The sequence below is a fragment of the Chloroflexota bacterium genome, from assembly GCA_016235055.1.
GTDB lineage: Bacteria > Chloroflexota > Anaerolineae > JACRMK01 > JACRMK01 > JACRMK01.
On record JACRMK010000007.1, the window covers coordinates 1 to 19,232 of the forward strand.

13 protein-coding genes are annotated in these 19,232 nt (G+C 67.8%); 6 read left to right on the top strand and 7 right to left on the bottom strand.

Going from position 1 to position 19,232, the window contains the following annotated elements; translation table 11 throughout:
- Nucleotides 1-789: 789 nt before the first annotated feature.
- Together HZB53_01465 and HZB53_01470 are read right to left on the bottom strand one after the other, a co-directional pair.
- A complete protein-coding gene (locus tag HZB53_01465) occupies nucleotides 790-2,565 on the bottom strand; it encodes a hypothetical protein (protein ID MBI5876291.1) in 1,776 nt (591 codons plus the stop codon).
- The gene (locus HZB53_01470) at nucleotides 2,562-5,354 is read right to left on the bottom strand and encodes a hypothetical protein (protein MBI5876292.1); all 2,793 of its coding nucleotides are present in this window, start codon (nucleotides 5,352-5,354) and stop codon (nucleotides 2,562-2,564) included. Before HZB53_01470 ends, HZB53_01465 begins: the two co-directional genes overlap by 4 nt.
- Nucleotides 5,355-5,647: 293 nt before the next feature.
- On the opposite strand from HZB53_01470, the gene HZB53_01475 reads away from it, so the two are divergent.
- From HZB53_01475 to HZB53_01490, 4 genes are all read left to right on the top strand, one after another.
- On the top strand, nucleotides 5,648-6,367 hold the full coding sequence (locus tag HZB53_01475; GenBank protein ID MBI5876293.1) for a polyprenol monophosphomannose synthase: 720 nt from the start codon (nucleotides 5,648-5,650) through the stop codon (nucleotides 6,365-6,367).
- A gap of 246 nt (nucleotides 6,368-6,613) precedes the next feature.
- A complete protein-coding gene (locus tag HZB53_01480) occupies nucleotides 6,614-7,846 on the top strand; it encodes a DegT/DnrJ/EryC1/StrS family aminotransferase (GenBank protein ID MBI5876294.1) in 1,233 nt (410 codons plus the stop codon).
- 67 nt (nucleotides 7,847-7,913) lie between these two features.
- A complete protein-coding gene (locus HZB53_01485) occupies nucleotides 7,914-8,645 on the top strand; it encodes a class I SAM-dependent methyltransferase (protein ID MBI5876295.1) in 732 nt (243 codons plus the stop codon).
- 8 nt (nucleotides 8,646-8,653) lie between these two features.
- Nucleotides 8,654-9,523, top strand: coding sequence for an NUDIX domain-containing protein (locus HZB53_01490; GenBank protein MBI5876296.1), 870 nt, complete (start codon nucleotides 8,654-8,656; stop codon nucleotides 9,521-9,523).
- Between the two features lie 78 nt (nucleotides 9,524-9,601).
- Here HZB53_01490 and HZB53_01495 read toward each other — a convergent pair whose 3' ends face one another.
- Nucleotides 9,602-10,579 (bottom strand): hypothetical protein, encoded by a 978-nt coding sequence (locus tag HZB53_01495; protein ID MBI5876297.1) that lies wholly within the window; start codon nucleotides 10,577-10,579, stop codon nucleotides 9,602-9,604.
- Nucleotides 10,580-10,891: 312 nt separating this feature from the next.
- Between HZB53_01495 and HZB53_01500 the strand changes: the two genes are divergently transcribed.
- Nucleotides 10,892-13,627, top strand: a complete 2,736-nt coding sequence (locus HZB53_01500; GenBank protein ID MBI5876298.1) for a glycosyltransferase family 39 protein — start codon at nucleotides 10,892-10,894, stop codon at nucleotides 13,625-13,627.
- A 4-nt stretch (nucleotides 13,628-13,631) separates the two neighbouring features.
- Nucleotides 13,632-15,842, top strand: coding sequence for a hypothetical protein (locus tag HZB53_01505; protein ID MBI5876299.1), 2,211 nt, complete (start codon nucleotides 13,632-13,634; stop codon nucleotides 15,840-15,842).
- A 103-nt stretch (nucleotides 15,843-15,945) separates the two neighbouring features.
- Here the strand turns inward: HZB53_01505 and HZB53_01510 are convergent, their stop codons facing one another.
- From HZB53_01510 to HZB53_01525, 4 genes are all read right to left on the bottom strand, one after another.
- On the bottom strand, nucleotides 15,946-16,545 hold the full coding sequence (locus tag HZB53_01510) for a hypothetical protein (GenBank protein ID MBI5876300.1): 600 nt from the start codon (nucleotides 16,543-16,545) through the stop codon (nucleotides 15,946-15,948).
- A 47-nt stretch (nucleotides 16,546-16,592) separates the two neighbouring features.
- A complete protein-coding gene (locus HZB53_01515; GenBank protein MBI5876301.1) occupies nucleotides 16,593-17,561 on the bottom strand; it encodes a hypothetical protein in 969 nt (322 codons plus the stop codon).
- Nucleotides 17,562-17,628: 67 nt separating this feature from the next.
- Nucleotides 17,629-17,775: a hypothetical protein gene (locus HZB53_01520; GenBank protein ID MBI5876302.1), complete on the bottom strand. Its 147-nt coding sequence runs from the start codon at nucleotides 17,773-17,775 to the stop codon at nucleotides 17,629-17,631.
- A 69-nt stretch (nucleotides 17,776-17,844) separates the two neighbouring features.
- Nucleotides 17,845-19,191 carry a BCD family MFS transporter gene (locus tag HZB53_01525; protein ID MBI5876303.1) on the bottom strand — a complete coding sequence of 449 codons (1,347 nt, stop codon included), beginning with the start codon at nucleotides 19,189-19,191 and terminating at the stop codon, nucleotides 17,845-17,847.
- Nucleotides 19,192-19,232: the final 41 nt, after the last annotated feature.

Below are 19,232 nucleotides of genomic sequence, written 5' to 3' on the forward strand. Positions count from 1 at the left end.
CGGACGAGATGGCGGGGCCGTCGTACTCCTCGGTCAGCCGGGTGGCCGGAGCGGCCTGGGCCGCGCCGAAGCCGAGCGCGCTGAGGAGCGCGATAGCGACGATAGCGAAGGTGGCGAAACGTTTCATTGGAAGACTCCCTGAGAACATCATTTGCGAATCAATCTCATCTGTCTTCCAGTGTATGCGTTTCGCCATTGCAAACCATAGGACTACGGTCACAAAAGGCCCTTAAAACCGTAGTACTTTGGTCATCTTCACCTCGTTGTGCGATAGGTGCTGACCCATTGCGGTCGCGCGCCGCGAAAGAGTAGGAGAATCGCGTGCAAGGGTTGCTGTGCGCGCGTTGCTCACGCAAGTTGTTTCAGGCGCCGCGCGGCGCACGTGTGTCGCGGATGTTAAGCAGGGGTCGAAACCGGGGAAAGCGCAACGGCACGCATCTGCCCTGGCGCACCAACGTCAGGGGTTATCTTGCAGTAAAGGTATGTAGTACTTTTGGCCCAGGAATGACGGAAAATTGTCGGAGCGCAAGAAACCGGCTGCGTTCCACCAACCCGTCATTCCCACATAATTCTGGCCGGAATCCACTGGACGGGGGAGCGTCCGGTTAGAGGGGATGCCGGCGATCCTGTGCCCCGCGCTTCGAGGCGGGCACAGGATGATGCGGAGCGAAGGGTCTGCAATTGCTACAGAGATGCTGCGCGCGAGTGAACGGCGTTGTGCCCGTACCCTGCAATATGCGGCCCGCCAGACCGTAGTACACCAACAGGTTTTGGAACCGAGCAAATCAATTACCGCACAATTTCGAACAGGTCGTTGTCATTGAAAGACTGCACGAAGCGAAGTAGCCCCGATGCCTGCGCACGGGCGCGGTTGGTCTGCACCCAGTCGCGCCGGGGGAGGCCGGGCTCGCCGGAGTGCACGACCAGCCAGCGCACGCCCTGCCCGCCGAGCGCGCGCAGCGCCGACAGCGACGCATCGTCGGGGAACCCTTTCAGCGCGCCGGCCAGTTCAGTCTGGCGCGCCGGCGTTAAGCCAGAGTAGCCGTTGACGAGCGGCCGCCCGTGCACGAGTGATGCGAACATCCGCTTGCCCTCCGGGTATTCGGCGTCGGGCGCGACATAGAGCGGCAACTCGATCACCGCGCCCGGCCCCGGCTGGGTTGCCAGCGCGCCATACACGGCGTTCTGGTCGCTCAAGCGCCCGATGCGCTCGATCAGGATGGGCGCGGAGTAGCCGTCGGCGGCCACGGCCACAATTAGCAGGCACGCGACAACTGCACCAAGTGTTGTGCCAACCTGAAGTCGCCCCCTCCCCAACCCTCCCCCGCGACGCAGAACCGGCGTCGCAGGAGAGGGGGCTGACGCCGCATGTGTAGAGGCACACTGCACGCGTGCCCATTCCAGTATGCCCGCCACGCCAAATCCGGCCAACCCTGCCAGCGCGAACACCGTCAGCATGCCCCAGCGAGCCGGCACACGCATCACGCTCGCCAGCGGCACCGCGCCCCCCAGCCACGCACTGCTCGCCAGCGCCAGCGATAACGCCAGCAGCATGAACATGCTCAGCGGCCAGCGCCCGGCCGCGCTGCGCCGAAACGCCAAGCCCGCGAGCGCCAGCACGGGCACGGCCACGCCCATGAACAGGAAAACCTCTTCGCTGAACCCGTCGCGCCGGGGCGACGTTGGAACCAGACCGCCGTACAGGCGGTTGCCTGGATACGGCGTCAGCCAATCGACCGGCTGCGCCAGAAAAGCCTCGGCGGCATCGGGCGGGCGGGCGGCGCGCAGTTCCGGCAGCACGTTAAGGTATGGCACTGCCAGTGGCAGAACCGCCAGCGCGAGCACGGCCCCATCGGTGATCAGTTGCGGCGAGAGCCACACCCGCCAGCGGTCGAGATGCAGCACTGCGACCACCCCCAGCGCCAGCGCCATGAACAACCCGCCGTGTAGTGAGGTTGCGATCTGCCACCACGCGCAGACGACGAGCAAAACGATTGCGCTACGCTGGTCGCCGGCCGCATGCCGGCGACCGCCTAGCGCGACGGAGCGGAAAGCTCCGTTGCCGCGAATGACACGCCGCAGCGCCAGCAGCGCCAGCGGCAGCCACTGTAACGTCACCAGTTGGATATGCGGCAGCGAGGCCATGCGGTACGGCGCAAACGCGAACGCCACGCCGGCCGCGAACGCGGCAACTCGGTTGCGCGTGAGCGAGAGCATCAGCAGGTACATGCCGAACCCGGACAACGCGAAGCCGGACAGGAAGACGACGTTGTACGCGACGGCCGGTTCGCCGGACAGCACCGCCACGGGCAGGGCGAGCAACGCGCTGCCGATCAGGTTTTCGGAATACGCCAGCGTGCCATGCAGGGGATAGAAGATGCCGGCGTCGAAGAGGTGCGCAGGATCGTTGACCAGCGCGCGCGTGTCCCAGCCAAGCAGGTAGGCATTCAGCACCGGGTCGCCCACGTCGCCCGGCACTGCGCCGCTCAGGTTCTGCCAGAGCGGGTGCGTCGCGGCGAGCGCCAGCAGCAGATACAAGCCTAGCGCGAGCAGCGTTCGCTTCATGGCGCGCCGGCCAGCGTGCGGTCGAGCACGAACTGGTCATCGGACAGCGGCGCGCCGTCCGCGCCCTGCGCCGGATAGCGGCGCGTGCTCTGCGGGTCGTACAGGCCGACGGCGATGCGGAACGGGCCGTCCGCGCCCGCCTTCAGCACGCGGCGATCCGCGACAACCTCGCCCGGCTCCCACGCGCTCGTCGGCAGCAGGCCGCCGGCCGGCGGGCCGTCGAACGTCGCAGCCGGTTTGCCGTCCGCGCCGAGCAGGTGCACAAACACCGTCGCGTCGGCGTCCGGCGTCTGCGCGGCGCGCCAGTAAAGCACAAGCACGCCGGACGGGTCGAGCGTATAGCCAACCAGTTCGATGCCGCCGAAGCGCGCGTCCGCGCGCGTCACGGCCGACAGGTCGGGCGGCGCGGCGGCGCGCACCCGCACCGGCTGCAGCAGCAGGCGCGTGCGGCGCACGCCGTCCGCGCCGGCCACGGTCAACGCCTGCCCGCTGCGCGGGTTGAGCATGCCGACACGCAGCAGGTACAACCCCGGCGCGACATCGGCCGGCACGTTCATCACGTGCGGGTCGCGCACGTACATGGAGAGCGGCAGTTCGAGCGTCGAGATGTTGCCGGGGCGCTCGTTCCACGTCTGCGCCACCGTCTCCAGCGTCAGCGGGTTGTCGAGATGCGCGAACACCGCGTAGTCGCGCTCGATGTTGCGCAGCGGCTGCCAGTAGAACGTCAGCGCCAGCGCATTGCCCGCCGTGACCGACGACGCCGAGAGATCGTAGCCGAGCAGGCGCAATTCCTCGCCGAACGGCGTTCCGCTCGGGTGCTGCATGCCGGTCACATCCGGCAGACGCGAGTAGCGCACGTAGCCGAGACCCGGCGCGACAAACCAGAAACCGGCCAGCAGCAGCGCGACGGTGACGAGCGGGCGGCGGTACGACAGCGGCGCGGGCTCGATCGGCGCGGCGTGCGCGGGGATGCCCGCCCCATACCGGCGGCGTAGCCAGATCATGCCGGCGAAGCCAATGACGAGTGACGCCAGCGACACAAAGTTCGCCGTTTGCCGCAGCGGCGTATCGCCGAACGCAAACTCGACCGTGTGCTCGCCTTCCGGCATCAGCACCTGCATCACGCCGTTCGGCGTGATTAACTGCAGCGGCGCCGGCTTGCCGTCGATCGTGGCGCGCCAGCCGGGGAAGTAGATGCGCTGGATGCGCAGCGGCAGGTCGCCTTTGCTGTTGACGTGATAGGCCAGGCGCGCCGTGTTGTCGGCCAGGGTATCAATTAGCACAGTGACCGGCAGCGCCTCGCGCTGCAGGTGATCGGGGCCGGAGTCGCGCAGCATCTGCGGCGTCAGCGGCGAGTCATACATGCGCCCGGCTGTCCAGATCGGCAGATACTCGCCCGCGCTCGTGGTGCCGATCGCCTGCGTGCCGAGTTCGAACTTCGTCAGGTCGGAGAGCGACGGCTCGCCGTACGGGATGAACGGCGTGCGCGGGAACAGGTAGACGAAGCAGTCCAGAATCAGCAGAGCGGCGACGACCGCCGTGGCGCTTGGGCCCCAGCGGAACCAGCGCCGGTCCAGCGCCACGCGCAGTTCGCGCAGCGCCAGCCCGACGAGCGCGGCCAGCGGCACGGCGGCCAGCCCGACGAAGCGCCACGGAAACTCGGTCAGCGGCAGCAGCGGCACGCTCGACCAGAGCGGCGTCGAGAGCGGCAGCGTCATCGCCGCCAGCGCGAGCGTCGCGCCGACGCAGAACGTCAGCAGGGCAAACGGCGCGCCGGCGTGGCGGCCGCGCACCCGCGCCGCGAGCGCGCGCACGGCGGCGAGCAGCACGACCAGCGCCGACAGTACCAGCGCGACCGGCCCCAGGTTGAACGGGATGTACGGGTTGACGCCGGCGATATCCGGCGGCGTGTTCGGCGCGAGCAGGTCATTCAGTGACAGGAAGTAGTTGCGAAAGTCGAAGAAGCCATGCGTCAGCTTTTCGATCCGCACGTACTGTTGCTCGCCGAGCGCGGGCCACCAGAAGAACGCCGTCAGACCGACCGCCAGCGCCACCGCGCCCGCCATCGTGAGCGCATAGCGCAGGCGGTCGCCCAGCGCAGCGGACCGGGAAGCCCCACGCGCCAGCACGAACAGCATATACACGCCGATCAGCGGCGTCGCGATCAGTGCGGTGATGTTGTGCGCGACGACGAGCGCGCCGTACGCCAGCACGAACGCCACCGGGCGCGCGCGGCGCGGCGCGGACGGCGTCGCCGCCCACAGGCAGAACGGCACGAGCGCCAGCGCGAGGAACTGCGGGTAGTCGCCCTGGATGAACGCCTCGTAGAAGCGGTACGGCGCGTACAGGTACGCCACGCCCGCGGCCAGCGCCGCCTCGCGCCGGAAACGCCCGTCGCTGAACGCGCCGAACATATCGCGCACCCAGAGATACATGCCGACCGGATAGGCGTAGAACGTGAGGACGATGGCGAGCTTGACCGCCCATTCCAGATTGATGCCAACGACATGGAAAGCCTGGCTCAGGAAGTAGAACAGCGGCGCGTAGTAATTGAAGATCGGATAGCCGTAGCCGTAGGCGAAGTCCGGCGCGATGCGGGGGTACAGCACACCGTCGGCCCAGGCGCGCGCCAGTTCAAACGTGCGGAACAGGTGCAGCGCGCCATCGGCGGTGTTGGGCAGGCCGCCGTTGAGCACCAGCGGCTGGATGGCCGGCACGGCCAGCAGGGCCAGCACAGCAAAATCGGACTGGAGCAGGGCGAACAGGCGCGGGCCGGAAGCAGGTTTCATCAGGGTGATTATACAATGCGAGGGGACTTGGAACACGAACGCTTTGGAACACGAAAGGCGCGAAAGCGCACGAAAGGCACGAAAGAAGTCGGGCGCGCACCGTGCGCCCGACGCGACGCGTGACCCGTTCGCCATGCCCGCGAAAGCGGGCATCCAGAGGTCTCATGCTGGACTCCCGCTTTCGCGGGAGTGACGCCGGGTGTGGCTGGCCATCTCGCGTTGTCATTCTGTCCAAACCTGAAATGTGCCCGCGATATCCGCGTATTTCCGGCAATGTGCCAAACTCTGATAGAATGGCTAGAGCCATGTTGAGTGCTTCCGTCGCGCTGCCGACCTACAACGAAAAGGGCAATATCGCCGATCTGATTGCGGCCATCCGCGCCGCGCTCCCGGATCCCGAGATCATCGTCGTGGACGACAACTCGCCGGACGGCACCTGGCAGATCGTGCAGGCGCTGTCGGAGGCGGAGCCGCGCATCCGGCTGGTGCGCCGCACCACGGAGCGCGGGCTGACCAGCGCGATCCAGCGCGGCATCGATGAGGCGCGCGGCGACGTGGTATTCTGGATGGACTGCGACTTCTCGATGCCGCCCGCGACGATGCCGCTGCTGCTGGCCGAGCTCGAGCGCGGCGCCGACGTCGCCATCGGCTCGCGGTACGCCCCCGGCGGGCAGGACGCGCGCGGCGACTGGATGCCGATCGCGTTCAGCGCGGTTATCAATTTCTGGGCGCAACTGCTGCTCGGGCGCGGCGTGCGCGACTACACGACCGGCTTCGTCGCGGCGCGCAAGAGCGTGCTGGAGCGCGTGCGGCTGTCCGGCGACTACGGCGAGTACTGCATCGACTTCCTGGCGCGCGCCAAACGGCTCGGCTTCCAGATTGTGGAAGTCGGCTATGTCTGCAAGCCACGCGCGACCGGCGAGAGCAAGACCGCGCCCAGCTTCTGGGGCTTCATCCGGCGCGGCTGGAAGTATGTAGTGACGATTCTGCGGCTGACCGTGCAGCGCGCCTGATGCGCGCCGCCGCTTATTTCGGACGCTGACCGATACTCAGGGGAGAAACTCATGCCCAGCAAGAAACCGACGACGACCCGCAAGACCAAGCCCGCGCCAAAGCCGGTCGCTAAAAAGAAAGCGGCCGCCAGGAAACCGGCCGTCCCCGCGACGAAGGCGCCGGCGCCCCGCGACGAGATGCCCGTGCTCGGCGGCGTGGCCGCGGCCACGCCCAGAGGCGTGCTCGCCGAGGCGATGGACGTAAGCATGGATGAACTGGGCGAGCGCGCCAACATTCTGCCGGGCGAAGACCCGCACCTCGTCGTGACCGTGCGCCCGATCCCGTCGGACGAGCGCGAGAGCGCCGGCCGCATCATCCCGGTCTGCGAGCCGCGGCTCGACGGCAACGAAGAAAAATATCTGCTGCACACGGTCCGCACGAACTGGATCTCGTCGGCGGGCAAGTACATCACCGACTTCGAGCAGTTGTTCGCCCAGAAAGTCGGCGCCAGGTACGGCGTTGCCTGCAACAACGGCACCACCGCTCTGCACCTGGCGCTGGCCACGCTCGGCGTCGGCCCCGGCGACGAGGTGATCGTCCCGACCTTCACGATGATCGCCAGCGCCAACGCCGTGCGCTACGTCGGCGCCACGCCGGTCTTCATCGACGCGGAGCCGGAGACCGGCAACATGGACGTCAGGCAGTTGCGAACCAAGATCACGCCGCGCACCAAGGCGATCATGCCGATGCACACCTACGGGCACCCGGTGGACATGGACCCGGTGCTCGACCTGGCGAAGCAGCACAACCTGTTCGTGCTCTCCGACGCCGCCGAGTCGCACGGCGCGGAGTACAAGGGCCAGCCGGTCGGCGGCCTGGGCGACGTGGCCACCTATTCGTTCTACGCCAACAAGATTATCACCACCGGCGAAGGCGGCATGCTGACGACCAACAACCCGGACATCGCGCGCATCGCGCGCAACATGCGCGACCACGCCTTCAGCCACGAGCGCCACTTCTGGCACAAGTATCTCGGCTTCAACTTCCGCATGACCAACATGCAGGCGGCGATCGGCCTGGCGCAGACCGAGCGCTTCGAGTTCCTCGTCGAGTGCCGGCGCAAGAACGCCGAGATGTACAGCGAGCTGCTGTCGAGCGTGCCGGGGCTGGCACTGCCGGTCCAGAAACCGTGGGCCAAGAACGTCTACTGGATGTACGGCATGGTCGTACAGCCGGCGGAGTTCGGCATGACGCGCGACGCGCTGCGCAACGCGCTGGCCCAGCGCGGCATCGAGACGCGCACCTTCTTCATCCCGATCCACCTGCAGCCGATCTACTTCCGCGCGCACGGCGCGGAGTCGTTCCCGGTGGCCGAGATGCTGTGCGAGCGCGGCATGTACCTGCCGTCGGCCTCCACGCTCACGCCGGCCGACATCGAATTCATCTCGCACGCGGTCCGCGAAATCCAGAGCCAGGGCCGCAAATCCCAGGCCGAATAATCCTCTGGGCGGGGGCCCTCGGCCCCCGCCCGTTGTGTCGCTCCCGCGCACTTCGAGTCCCCACCTCATGCATCCCGACGAATACGAGAAGATGTTCCGCGTGGAAGACACGCACTGGTGGTTTGCCGGCAAACGCCGGCTGGTGCGCGTTATGCTCGAAGGATTGTCGCCGCAAGCCGGGCGGCGCATACTCGACGTCGGGTGCGGCACGGGCGGCATGTTCTCGCTGCTGCGCGAGTTTGGCTGGCTGACCGGCGCCGATGCCAGCGAACTGGCTACCGGCTTTGCGGCCCGGCGCGGGCTGGCCGCGCTGGAGCGCGCCGCGCTGCCCGAACTGCCGTTCGCCTCGGGCATGTTCGATCTGGTGACGGCGTTCGACGTGCTGTACCATCGCCGTGTCGACGACGATCAGGCCGCGCTGATCGAGATCGCGCGCGTGCTGAAGCCGGGCGGGCGCTTCATCGCCACCGACTCGGCGCTCAAGTTCCTGCGCGGCGCACACGACGATGCGGTGCAGGGCGCGCGGCGCTATACGACCGGCGAGATGCGCGAGAAACTGTCGGCAGCCGGCTTCAGCGTGCGCCGGCTGTCCTATGCCAACATGCTGATCTTCCCGCTCGCCGCGCCCTGGCGGCTGCTGCGCCGGCGGACCGGCGACGAGCATGGCTCCGATGTGTCGGCCGCGCCCGGCTGGCTCAACGCCCTGATGGGACTGGTCTATCGGGTCGAGGCCGGGCTGCTGGCGCGCACGAACCTGCCGGTCGGCATGTCGATCATCGTACACGCGCAGAAGGCGTGATCCTGTCCATGAACAATCTGGTATTCGCGGCGGCGCTCGGCCAGCGTGACAAGTGCGTCGCGCTGGCATCCAGCAGCGATGGCTGGCAGTTGCCGGCAGCGCCGGTGCCGACCGGCGCATCGCCAGAAAGCGTGGCGCTACAGGCGCTGATCGCCATCACCGGCGTGCCGGCGGCGATCGATCGGCTGGCCGGCGTGTACAGCGGGCCGGACGGTCTGCTGATCGCCTTCATGGCCAGCCTCGACGACGGCGAACCGCGCGCGGGAATCGAGTTCTTCGAGTGGGATGCGCTGCCGGCACCCATTGCGCCGGACCTGCACGTCGCCGCGCTCGCCGACTGGGCCGCCAGCCACACGCACGGCTTCATGACCACACGCTACTGCCCGCGCTGCGGCGGCGCACGCCTGTCAGTGCAGCAGCGCTTTGGCCGTGACCGCATGACGTGCCGCACCTGCGGATTCATCTTCTTCCGTGACCCCAAGGTCGGCGCCGGCGTGTTCATCGAGGACACGGGGCGCGTCCTGCTAATCCGGCGCGGCGTGAACCCCGGCATGGACCTGTGGTGCCTGCCGAGCGGCTTCATCGAGCACGACGAAGCGCCGGAGGCGGCGGCCGTGCGCGAGGCGTTCGAGGAGACGGGGCTGCATGTTGAGTTGGACGAGTTGATGGGCCTGCACTCATACCTCGATCCGGCGCGCGGCAACGGCATCCTGATTCTCTATCGCGCGCACGCCACCGGCGGCACGCTCAGCGCGGGCGACGACGCCAAAGAGGCGCACTATTTCGCGCCGTCGGAGCTGCCCGCTGCCGACGCGATCGCGTTCCGCACGCACCGCATCGTGCTGAACGAGTGGAAAGAACGGCGGTCGTCAATGTAGGGGCGAAGCATCGGCGGTAACAAAACTTCGTTACGCTATGGCGATGACCGCCGATGCTTCGCCCCTACCAAACCACCCCTACCGCACCCGCGCCGCCAGTTGCCACATCCCGTTCGCGGTGCGCGTTAATCGCCAGACCTGCTGCTCGGCGGTCTCGGCTGCGGTGCCGCTCCGCTGAATCCACAGATCGGCCGCCACCTGCGCGCTGTCGGCCGTCTGCTCCTCGACTCTAAGCTCGGCCACGCGCACGCTCTCGGCATCACGCACCAGCGCACTGAGCGATTCGCCCGCCTGCGCCGCGAGATCTGGGCTCATCAGCGAACGCATTGCATCGGGCTGGCGGCGCGCCCAGTCGGTGTAGTAGCCGAGCACGACCGCCTCCGGCTGGTCGAGCGACGTGGGCGTCCCGAACAGGAACAGCACGTCGCCGGTTATGCGGTACGCGTCGCCGGACCATTCGGCGTGCGTGGCGCGGATGATGGCGGAGCGGCGGAACAGCGTCTGCACCGCCGTGAAGTCGAGCACACCGTTGCGCTGCGGGTCATCGATCGCGACGCCCTCCGGCCCGGTCAGCGACAGCAGGCTATCGTAGTGCGCGCCGTTCCAGCGAAAGACGTTCACGACGGTTTGGCCGCCGCCGAGCGCGCCCTCGACGACGATCTCCGGCCGGCCGTCGCCATTGATGTCCTGCACCCGCTGCGAGATCACGCGTTCGCGAAAGAGCGTGATGGGCTGCGTCTGTCCGAGCAGATACGCCGTGCCGACGCCTGCCTGGCGGCGAATGACCATGCCGCGCCCCGCGCCGCTCGCCGCATCGGTGTAGAGCATCAGCCAGTCGAGGCTGCCGTCGCCGGTGGTATCGGCGGCGACCGTGAGCGCGGAACGAGCATGTTCGGGCAGATAGCCGCTCGCGTCCGGCATGGACGATGCCGCCGGCTCAGCCGTGACCGGCACGATGACCGGCGGGCGCGGCGCGGGCGGCGTGACCGTCACCGGCGCACATGCCGACAGCACGCACGCCAGCGCGCAAAGCCCGCTCCAGAAACGCATGTCCATGTCCCCCATTGTAGCGCACATCACTGGCGCCTTGGGGTTTGGTCTTGGGGAGGGGTAATACCGCAAAAATGTAGGGATCGCACGGAAAGCCAGACCGTCATTCCGGCGCGATTCTGGCCGGAATCCACTCAATGAGGCGTGACGCCGGGCATGGCAGCAGTGGATGCCGGCCAACTACGTGCCGGCATGACGATCTTGTGGCATCGCCGACGGCATTGCGACTGCGCGTCAGCCGTTGGGAGTTGGGATTTGGAGTTTGGGATTTGAAATTCGGGAGTTGGGATTTGACTGGTTCGTGCTAGAATCACCATTATGCGCACCCGCTGGCGTCATCGCAGCCTGATCTTGGTGTTGCTGGTCGCATTCGGCTTGCGCCTGGCGCAACTGACGTTCCAACCGCTCTGGTTCGACGAGGGCTGGAGCGTCTGGTTTGGCGTCTCCAGCCTCCCGAAGATGCTGGAGCGCACCGCACTGGACATTCACCCGCCGCTTTACTATGCGCTGCTCCACGGCTGGATCGCACTCGCGGACCACGGCGAGTTCGCGCTGCGTCTGCTGTCGGTGCTGACCGGCGTGCTGCTCGTCGCGCTGGTGTACCCGCTGGCGCGCGGCCTGCTGGGCGACCTGTCCGCGCGGCTGGCGCTGGTCATGACGGCGCTCTCCCCGCTACAGATCTTTTACGCGCAGGAAGTCCGCATGTACGGCCTGGTGACCGCGCTGGGGCTTGCCTCGTCGGGGCTGTTCTGGCGCGCCCTGCACGGGCACTCCGGCCGCCCGGCGCGGCGCATGTGGATCGCCTATGCGGTGGTAACTGCCGCCGCGATGTATGCCGAGTACTACGGCGCGTTCATTCCGCTGTTTCACGGCATCTACTGGCTGTGGCAGGTGCGCGGGCGCGTGTGGCGCAGGCCGTCCGCGCTCGGCGCGTTCGCCTTCGCCGGCCTGCTCTATCTGCCCTGGGTGGTTTACGCCAGCTCGAAACTGGCCGCCTACGTCGGCGACAAGGTCGGCATCGAGCAGTACGCCGTGCTGCCGCCCTGGGATTACGCCGCTCGCCACCTGATCGCGTTCGCCGCAGGGCACCTTACGCCGGACACGGCCTGGCTCGGCTGGATCGCCGTCGTGTTCGCGGCGCTGGCGCTCTGGGGCATCGCGGCGGCGCGGACGCCGCGCGGCGGCAGCCAGTCCCCGCGTCCGGCGCTGTTCCTCACGCTGTACCTGCTCGTGCCATTCGTCGCGGCGTATTTGGTCCAGATGGGCTTCCCGTTCGCGCCGCCGCGCATGGAGCGGCTGCTGCTGCTCGCGTCGCCGCCGTTCCTCATGCTGGCCGCGCGCGGGCTGACCGCCTTCATCGCGCGCGCGTGGGCTCTGCGCAGTTGGGCGGCGCTGGCCGGCACCGTGCTGACCGGCGCGGTAATGCTCGCCGCGTCCGCCCTGTCGCTGGCATCGTTCTACAACGTGCCGCGCTACCCGGAGCAGGACTACCGGCCGCTGGCCGAACGCATGGACGCGCTCTCGCGGCCCGGTGACCGCGTCATCGCCGTGCACCCGTGGCAGGTCGGCTTCCTGCGCGCCTACCTGACGTCCGCGGTCGATCTGCAGCCGGCCGCCTCGCCGGCCTGGGGCGCCGAGGTGCGCGCGCAAATCGACGAAGCACTCGATGCACACCGGCGCATCTGGGTGCCGGCCTATCAGTCGCTGGGACGCGTGCTCGAGACCGAGATGGAGAACCACCTGAAGGCGGGCGCATTGAGCGTTGAATCGAAATGGTACGGCGACACGCGCCTGCTGTTCTACGCGCCGATAGCGCCCGCACTGACGTTCGAGGCATCAGGCACGCCGGCCATCACGGTCGGCACTGACCGGGCCACGTCCGCATGGGAGGCCGGCTGGGGCATCGTGCCACTTCAGATGACGCTCGATTTCGACGAGCCGGCACGCACGCCGCGCATCAGCCTGCGGCTGAAAGACGAAGCCGGCGTCGTGTGGGCGGCGCAAGACCGCGAATTCGACAGCATGGAAACATCGGGCGCAATCCGCCGCTTCCGCAGCGCGGCCGGCTTTCTCGTGCCAGCCGGCACGCCGCCGGGCGCATACCGCATCAGCCTCGGCATCTACGATGCGCAATCGCTCCAGTCGCTGCGCCCGGAGCGCGATGTGCTGACCCTGCGCGTCTCACGGCCGGCCGTGCCGCCGTCCATCGCCGCGCTGCCGATTCAGACGCCGCTCACCGTTGGCTGGCCGGGGATGCGCCTGCTCGGCCTGACGCTGCGCGATGGCGCATGGCGGGGCGGCGAAACCCTGCACCTCGACCTGTTTTGGCAGGCGACCGATAGCAGCCTGCCGGGCCGTGTGCTGTTCGCGCAGATGCAGGGGCCGGATGGCAAGCCGTACGCCGTGAGCGAAACGCCGCCGCGCATACCGACCACCGCCTGGCAGCGCGGCGACCTGTACCGCGAGCAGCGCGACTTGCAGTTGCCGGCCAACCTGCCGGCCGGAACGTACCGGGTGGCGATCGGCTGGTTCGACGAGCGCAACCAGTCGCGCGTGCCGCACAGCGGTGGCGACAACCAGTTTGTGCTGCGCGAGATCACGGTCACAGCGCGGCCGCGCCAGATGACGCCGCCGGCGATGCAGGCGCGCAACGACCTGCGCTTCGGCGATGTCGCGCGCATCGCAGGCCACGACCTCGCGCTCGATCCGCAGCGCAAGACCGCCACGGCGCGCCTGTACTGGCTGGCGACGAGCGAGACGCCCGCGGCGTACAAGGTATTCGTGCATATTGTGCCCGCCGGCGCGACGACGCCGCTCGCGCAGCACGACAGCCCGCCCGCCGGCGGCGCGCTGCCGACGACGGCGTGGCTGCCGGGCGAATACATCACCGACGAGCACGTAGTCGCCTTGCCGGACAACATGCCGCCCGGTCCGTATCGGATCCTGGTCGGCTTGTACGATCCACAGAGCGGCGCGCGCGTGCCGGCGTTCGCGCCGGACGGCCAGCGCTTCCCGAACGACGCCGTGATCCTGACCAGCTTTGAGTGGCGGTAGCGCCGTGACCCGCAAGCTCGACTTCGGCTTGCTCGCCGCGCTGATCCTGCCTGCCGTCAGCGTGCTGCCGCTGCTGCCGTGGAACGGCATCCCGAACACCGCTGACGGCGTGATCCACTTGTTGCGGCAGGTGGGCTTCGACCACGCGATACGCGCCGGGGTACTCGTGCCGCGCTGGGGCGCCGATCTCTACCTCGGGTTTGGTTACCCGTTGTACAACTTCGCGCCGCCACTGCTCGCTTATGTGATCGAGACATTCGTGCTGGCGGGCATTGCGATGGATGCGGCACTGGCGCTGACGGTGATCCTGACTTTGGAACTGTACAGCGCCGGTATGTTTCTCTTCATGCGGCCCCGGGTCGGCGCAGCCGGCGCACTGGCGGCGGCCGCGCTCTATGTCTACGCGCCGTTCCGTATGCGCGAGGCGCTCGTCACCGGCGGTAACTACCCGCAGTTCCTCGCGATGGCGCTCTTCCCATTCGTCCTGTGGGCATTCGACGGCCTGCTGCGCACGCAGGCGCGGCGCTATGCGGTCGCGGCGGTCGCATCGCTGGCCGCGCTCTGGCTGAGCCACCTGTTCCATGCCGCCATCTTCACGCCGATCGCCGCGCTCTATGTGCTCGTGCAGTTGCTCGTCACGCGCGCCGGGCGGACGGCATGGCTGGCGGCGCTCGGCACAGGCGCCCTGGCGCTGGCCGTGAGCGCGTTCTTCTGGATGCCCGCCCTGGTCGAAGCGCCATTGACCGGTGCGAGCGCCGCCGAGTTCGCCGCGGCCAGCGATTTTCACCAACGGTTCCTCACCGCGCCGCGCCTGCTCGCGCTGCCGGCGCCGCTTGATTTTGGCGAGGCCAATGCCGACGTGCCGCTGGCGATCGGCTGGCCCCAGGTCATCGCCGGTGCCGCCGGTGCGCTGGTCGTCATCGGCCGGCGGCGCGATCGGGCGCACGCACTGTTTTTGATAGCGCTCGCCGCCGTCGCGATCTTCCTGCAACTGGGCGCGTCGTCGTTCATCTGGGATGCCGTCCCGATCTTGCCGCTGGCCGAATACCCGTGGCGGTTCATGGGATTGGCCACACTCGCGCTGGCGGCGCTCGGCGGCTATGCGGTCTCGCTCGTGCCGCCGCGCGCGCAGGCATGGACCGCGCTGGCCATCGCCGGCCTGGCGATCGCGAGTGTGATGCCGTACACCACGGCGCCGCGCGGCACCCTGCACCTGGGCGCGCCGACCGCCGAGAACGTTATGCAGTACGAAAGCAGTACCGGCGCGCGCGGGTTGACGACGCTCGACGAGTACCTGCCAAAGAGCGTGCAGGCGCTGCCAGCCGACCTGCCCGCACCGCTTGGCCGCACGAAACTCGACCTGCCGGCCGCGCTGATCACGGCCGATCGCTGGTCGCCGCGCGGCGAAGACGTCACGGTGGAACTGCCGTCACCGGTGCGTGTCCGCTTCCGCACGTTCTACTTCCCGGATTGGCAGGCGGCGATTGACGGACGCGAGGTGCCCGTGACCGTCGCAGCGGACGGCACGTTCGCCATTGACGCGCCCGCCGGAAGGCACACGCTCACGACCCGCTTCGCCGATTCGCCGGTACGCACGGCCGCCACGCTGATCAGCCTGGCCGGCGTGTTCATGCTGGCGCTGGCCGCGTGGCGTTGGCCGTTCGGAGCAAGTCGCGCGAACGTCGACGACGCCGGGGATGCGGGCAACGCACGCAGGTTCGCGCTGTGGGCCGCGCTGATCGTGCTTGCGCTTGGCGCGAAGGCTGCTATCGACGCGAACGGCGGCCTGCGCGCCACACCGCGCAGCGTCGTGGCCGCCTCGTTCGGCGGGCAGTTGGAGTTGATGGGCAGCGCACAGGATGAGGGCGTGGTGGCGCGCGGCGCGGAATTGCAGGCGCGCTTCTACTGGCGGCCCGCGCAGCCGCTCGCCGTGGACTACAAGGTGATTGCACAACTCATCGCGCCGGACGGGCGCGCCGTGGCCGGCAGCGACAAGCAGCACCCCGGCGATCCGGTCACGCAGGGGGAGACGCCGACATCGCAGATTGCGGATGGCAAGGTTCTGCGCGACGAGCACGTCATCCGCGTGCCCGAGACAGTGGCGCCCGGCCGCTACGAACTGCGCGTGGGGCTGTACGATCCAATAACGGGCAAGCGCCTGCGCTTGCCGGACGGCGAGACGCTGTTTACAACGGGGACGGTCGAGGTGCGGTAAGAGAACCATTCACCACACAGACACAGAGGCACAAAGAAAGCAAGCAGCTTTTCTCTGTGCCTCTGTGTCTGTGTGGTGGTTTCTTTTCCGGCGCAGCAAGCGGTTACTGCTTGCGCAATTCGGCCAGCATCGTCTGCACGGCGCGGTCGTACAGCTCGCGGTCCAGGTGCCGCATGGTGTTGAACGTTGCGGTGTTGGTGCCGCCGGACACGAAGAACGCCAGCGCGCCGAGATAGGCGTGCCCCTTCGTATAGCTGCCCTTCAGCAGGCCCGACGGATCGAACAGCAGGAACGGGTGCTCGTCGCTGGAGAGCACGAAATCGCCCGGCAGGTCGAAGTTCGCCGCGCGCATCACCACGTCCACCAGTTCTTCATCGTCGCCCCGGTAGCGCGCGCTGTCGTGCGTCAGGTACGCTTGCGGGTCAAACTCGACGCCGTCAAACAGCCGGGACGAGATCGTCACGCCCCAGCGCCGCACGCGCTTGATGACGCCGTCCGCGCCGATCGCCACTTCGGGCAGCGGCGCGCCGCTGCCGCGCGGCAACTGGATCACGCAGTGCCGGTCGCGCAGTTCGCCGGTCGCGCTCGCGTCCCAGTAATGCGTGTGCCAGTCCTCGGTCGGGAAGCGGCCGGGCAGGTTGTTGATCACGCGCGCCGCCGGGTCGGCGGTGCTGGCGCGCAGGTGATGCACGGTACGGGGCATGAGCTTCTTCTGCCGCGACACGCTTATGCGTTCCGCGGCCTGTCTGATCAGTTCTGCGACGCGGCCACCATCGCCAATACGTCCGGCGGAATCGGCGTCGGCTTCGGGTCGGGGATGCTCGCCTGGATGCCGATGGCGCGCAGTTTGCGGCGCAGCGCGTTAGCGTAGAACTTCGGCGTCCAGTCAATGTCCTGCCCGGACTTGAGGCGCATCGGCATAAACTCGGGCGCCGGGCGGCCAAAATCGTACAACCCCTGCAGGAGCCCGTTGATAAAGTCCACAATCCGGTAGGCGTACTTGTTGTCGGACTGCACCATGTCGTACAGGAACTTCACGCCGAACAGCACGTGCCGCGATTCGTCGCGCGCCACGCTCGTGAAGCCAAGCTGGAAGCCGGGGAAGATGCCGATCTGCTTGTACAACTGGAGCATGCTCGTCTGCCCGGCCATCGCCATCGCGCCTTCGATGATGATGTGGTACAGCACGACGCCGTCGACCAGCAACCCGATGTCTTCCGGGTGTTTGCGCAGGCCGGTCGAGATGTCGGGCAGGAGCCTGAAGAACACGTCGTTGTAGTACGAGCCGAGCATCTCCGATGCCCTCGCCATCTGGTCGCCGATCACCTGGCGCTGCTCGCCAAGCACGTCGGTGTACCAGCGGTCGAAGAACGCCACGTGGCGCGCTTCGTCCACCACCTGCGTGGTCAGAAAGATGCGCTGGTCGAGGCGCGGCATCGCCGCGATATATGGCGCCAGCGTGTCGGCCACGGCGATCTCGCCTGCGAAGAAGCCGGTGTAGCCGCCCATGCGGCTCTGGCGCACCAGGTCGCGTGTCTCGGCCAGCCACTCCTGGCGGTCGGTCGTAAAGTCGAGGTCCTGCACCGCCCACTGCTGGCGCTCCCATTTGTAGTAGAGATCCATGTAGGACGGCAGGCGCTCAAGGCCTTCATCGATCGTTTCGATGACGGCCTCGATCGTGTCGCTGGCCGGGTCGTACGTGCTCTCGTATTTGCGCATGGCTGATTCCCTCTTGGTTGTGCTTCTGCTGATATTAACTGACGGTACACACAGCGTCAAGAAAGCGTCAGGCCAGCAATTTGATTATCGTCTTCCAGTTGCGCGTGGTGGCCGGCACGCCGAACTGCTTCTCGATGAAGGCGTTGGGAAAGCCGTAGTGGTCCTTGTACGCGTGGCCGATGCTGAGCGCGTCCGCGATGCGTACCGCAATCAATTCGACATCCTTATGCGGCAACTGGAGCGGGAGTGGATGCCGCGTAGAAACGCCACGCAACGGGACATGCTACAACTCCGCCGCCAGCGGTACCTCGCGCGGGCCGCCGCGGCCATGCTCACGCGCAAAGCCAGGCACGTCCACCCGCGCGAGCGCCAGCAGGGCCAGCGCCAGGCCGAGCGCTTCCAGCGCGAAGATCGCGCCGTACGCGGGGGCCGGCGCACCCACCAGCGCCTTGAGCACGTCGCGCAGCAGGCCGCCGAGCCCAATGCCGACGCCGCGCGAAAGCAGGATCGCGATCGTCCAGAGGCCCAGGTATGCGCCCGCCTGCGCGTCGCTCGTCATCGCGGTCATGAGATTGAGGCCGCCAAAGGTGTATACGCCGAAGCCGCCGCCGAAGATGACCAGCGACAACTGGAACAATCGCGCCTCTGCGCCGAGCGCCGCCACCGCCATCAGCGCCATGCCGGCCGCCATGACCGCAATGCCGCCCTGCGCGATGCGCGTCTGCTGCTCGGGATAACGCCGCCGGCCCAGCCACGCGGTCGCCAGCAGTGTGACCACGGTGGCGCCCTGCCAGTACGCGGAGTAGCGCGTCGTTTCGCCCAGCCCCGCGCGAAACACCTCCGCGCCGAACGGCTCCAGGATCGCGTCCTGCGCCCAGGCCGAGAGTGTCGCCAGCGACAGAAAGGCGAAGAAGCCGCGCGCGCGCCGGTCCTGCCAGATGGCGCGGACGACCGGCATGAATGGCAAATCGGCGGCGGGCGCCGTCTCCGCCTCTCCACGCCGTTCAACGCCTGCCACCGAGAAGATCCAGAAGAAACCGCTGACCGCCATCGTCACGAGCACCAACTGCCAGAACGCTTCCAGCGAGTAGGCGCGCAACGCGATCGAAAACGCAATCGCGACGATCGGAAAGCAGATGATCAGCGCCGTCTCCATCAGGCTGACCGCCAGCCCCTGGCGGGCGGGCGGCACGGCATCGCGCACCAGCGCCAGCAGCGGGCTGCCGGAGAACAGCGTGCCGACACCATACATGAGGAATCCGGCGAAGGCGGCCAGCCAGCCGAGCGGGTCGCCGCGGTCGGTGGCGAAGCGCGCCAGCGTCCACGGCAGCAGCGGAAACGAAAGCCAGACCAGCAAGCGGCCCAGCCAGATATACGCCGTGCGGCGATAGCCGAGCAGCGGCCGCGTGTCGGAGCGGAAGCCGGCGTACAGACTCAGCGGCGCCAGCAGATAGCGAAACGCGATCAGCAGGCCAACCGGCCAGGCCGGCACGCCGAGTTCGACGATCATCACACGGTTCCAGATGCTGGCAACCAGAATGTCGGCCATTGCCGACCCGATTTGAAAGGTCATCAGCCGCGCCATGCGCGCGCGCGGCAGACGAGGCGGCGGGGCGAGCAATCCTATCACAAATCATATCTCCAGATAAACGATGAGCGCCGCGCATCTTC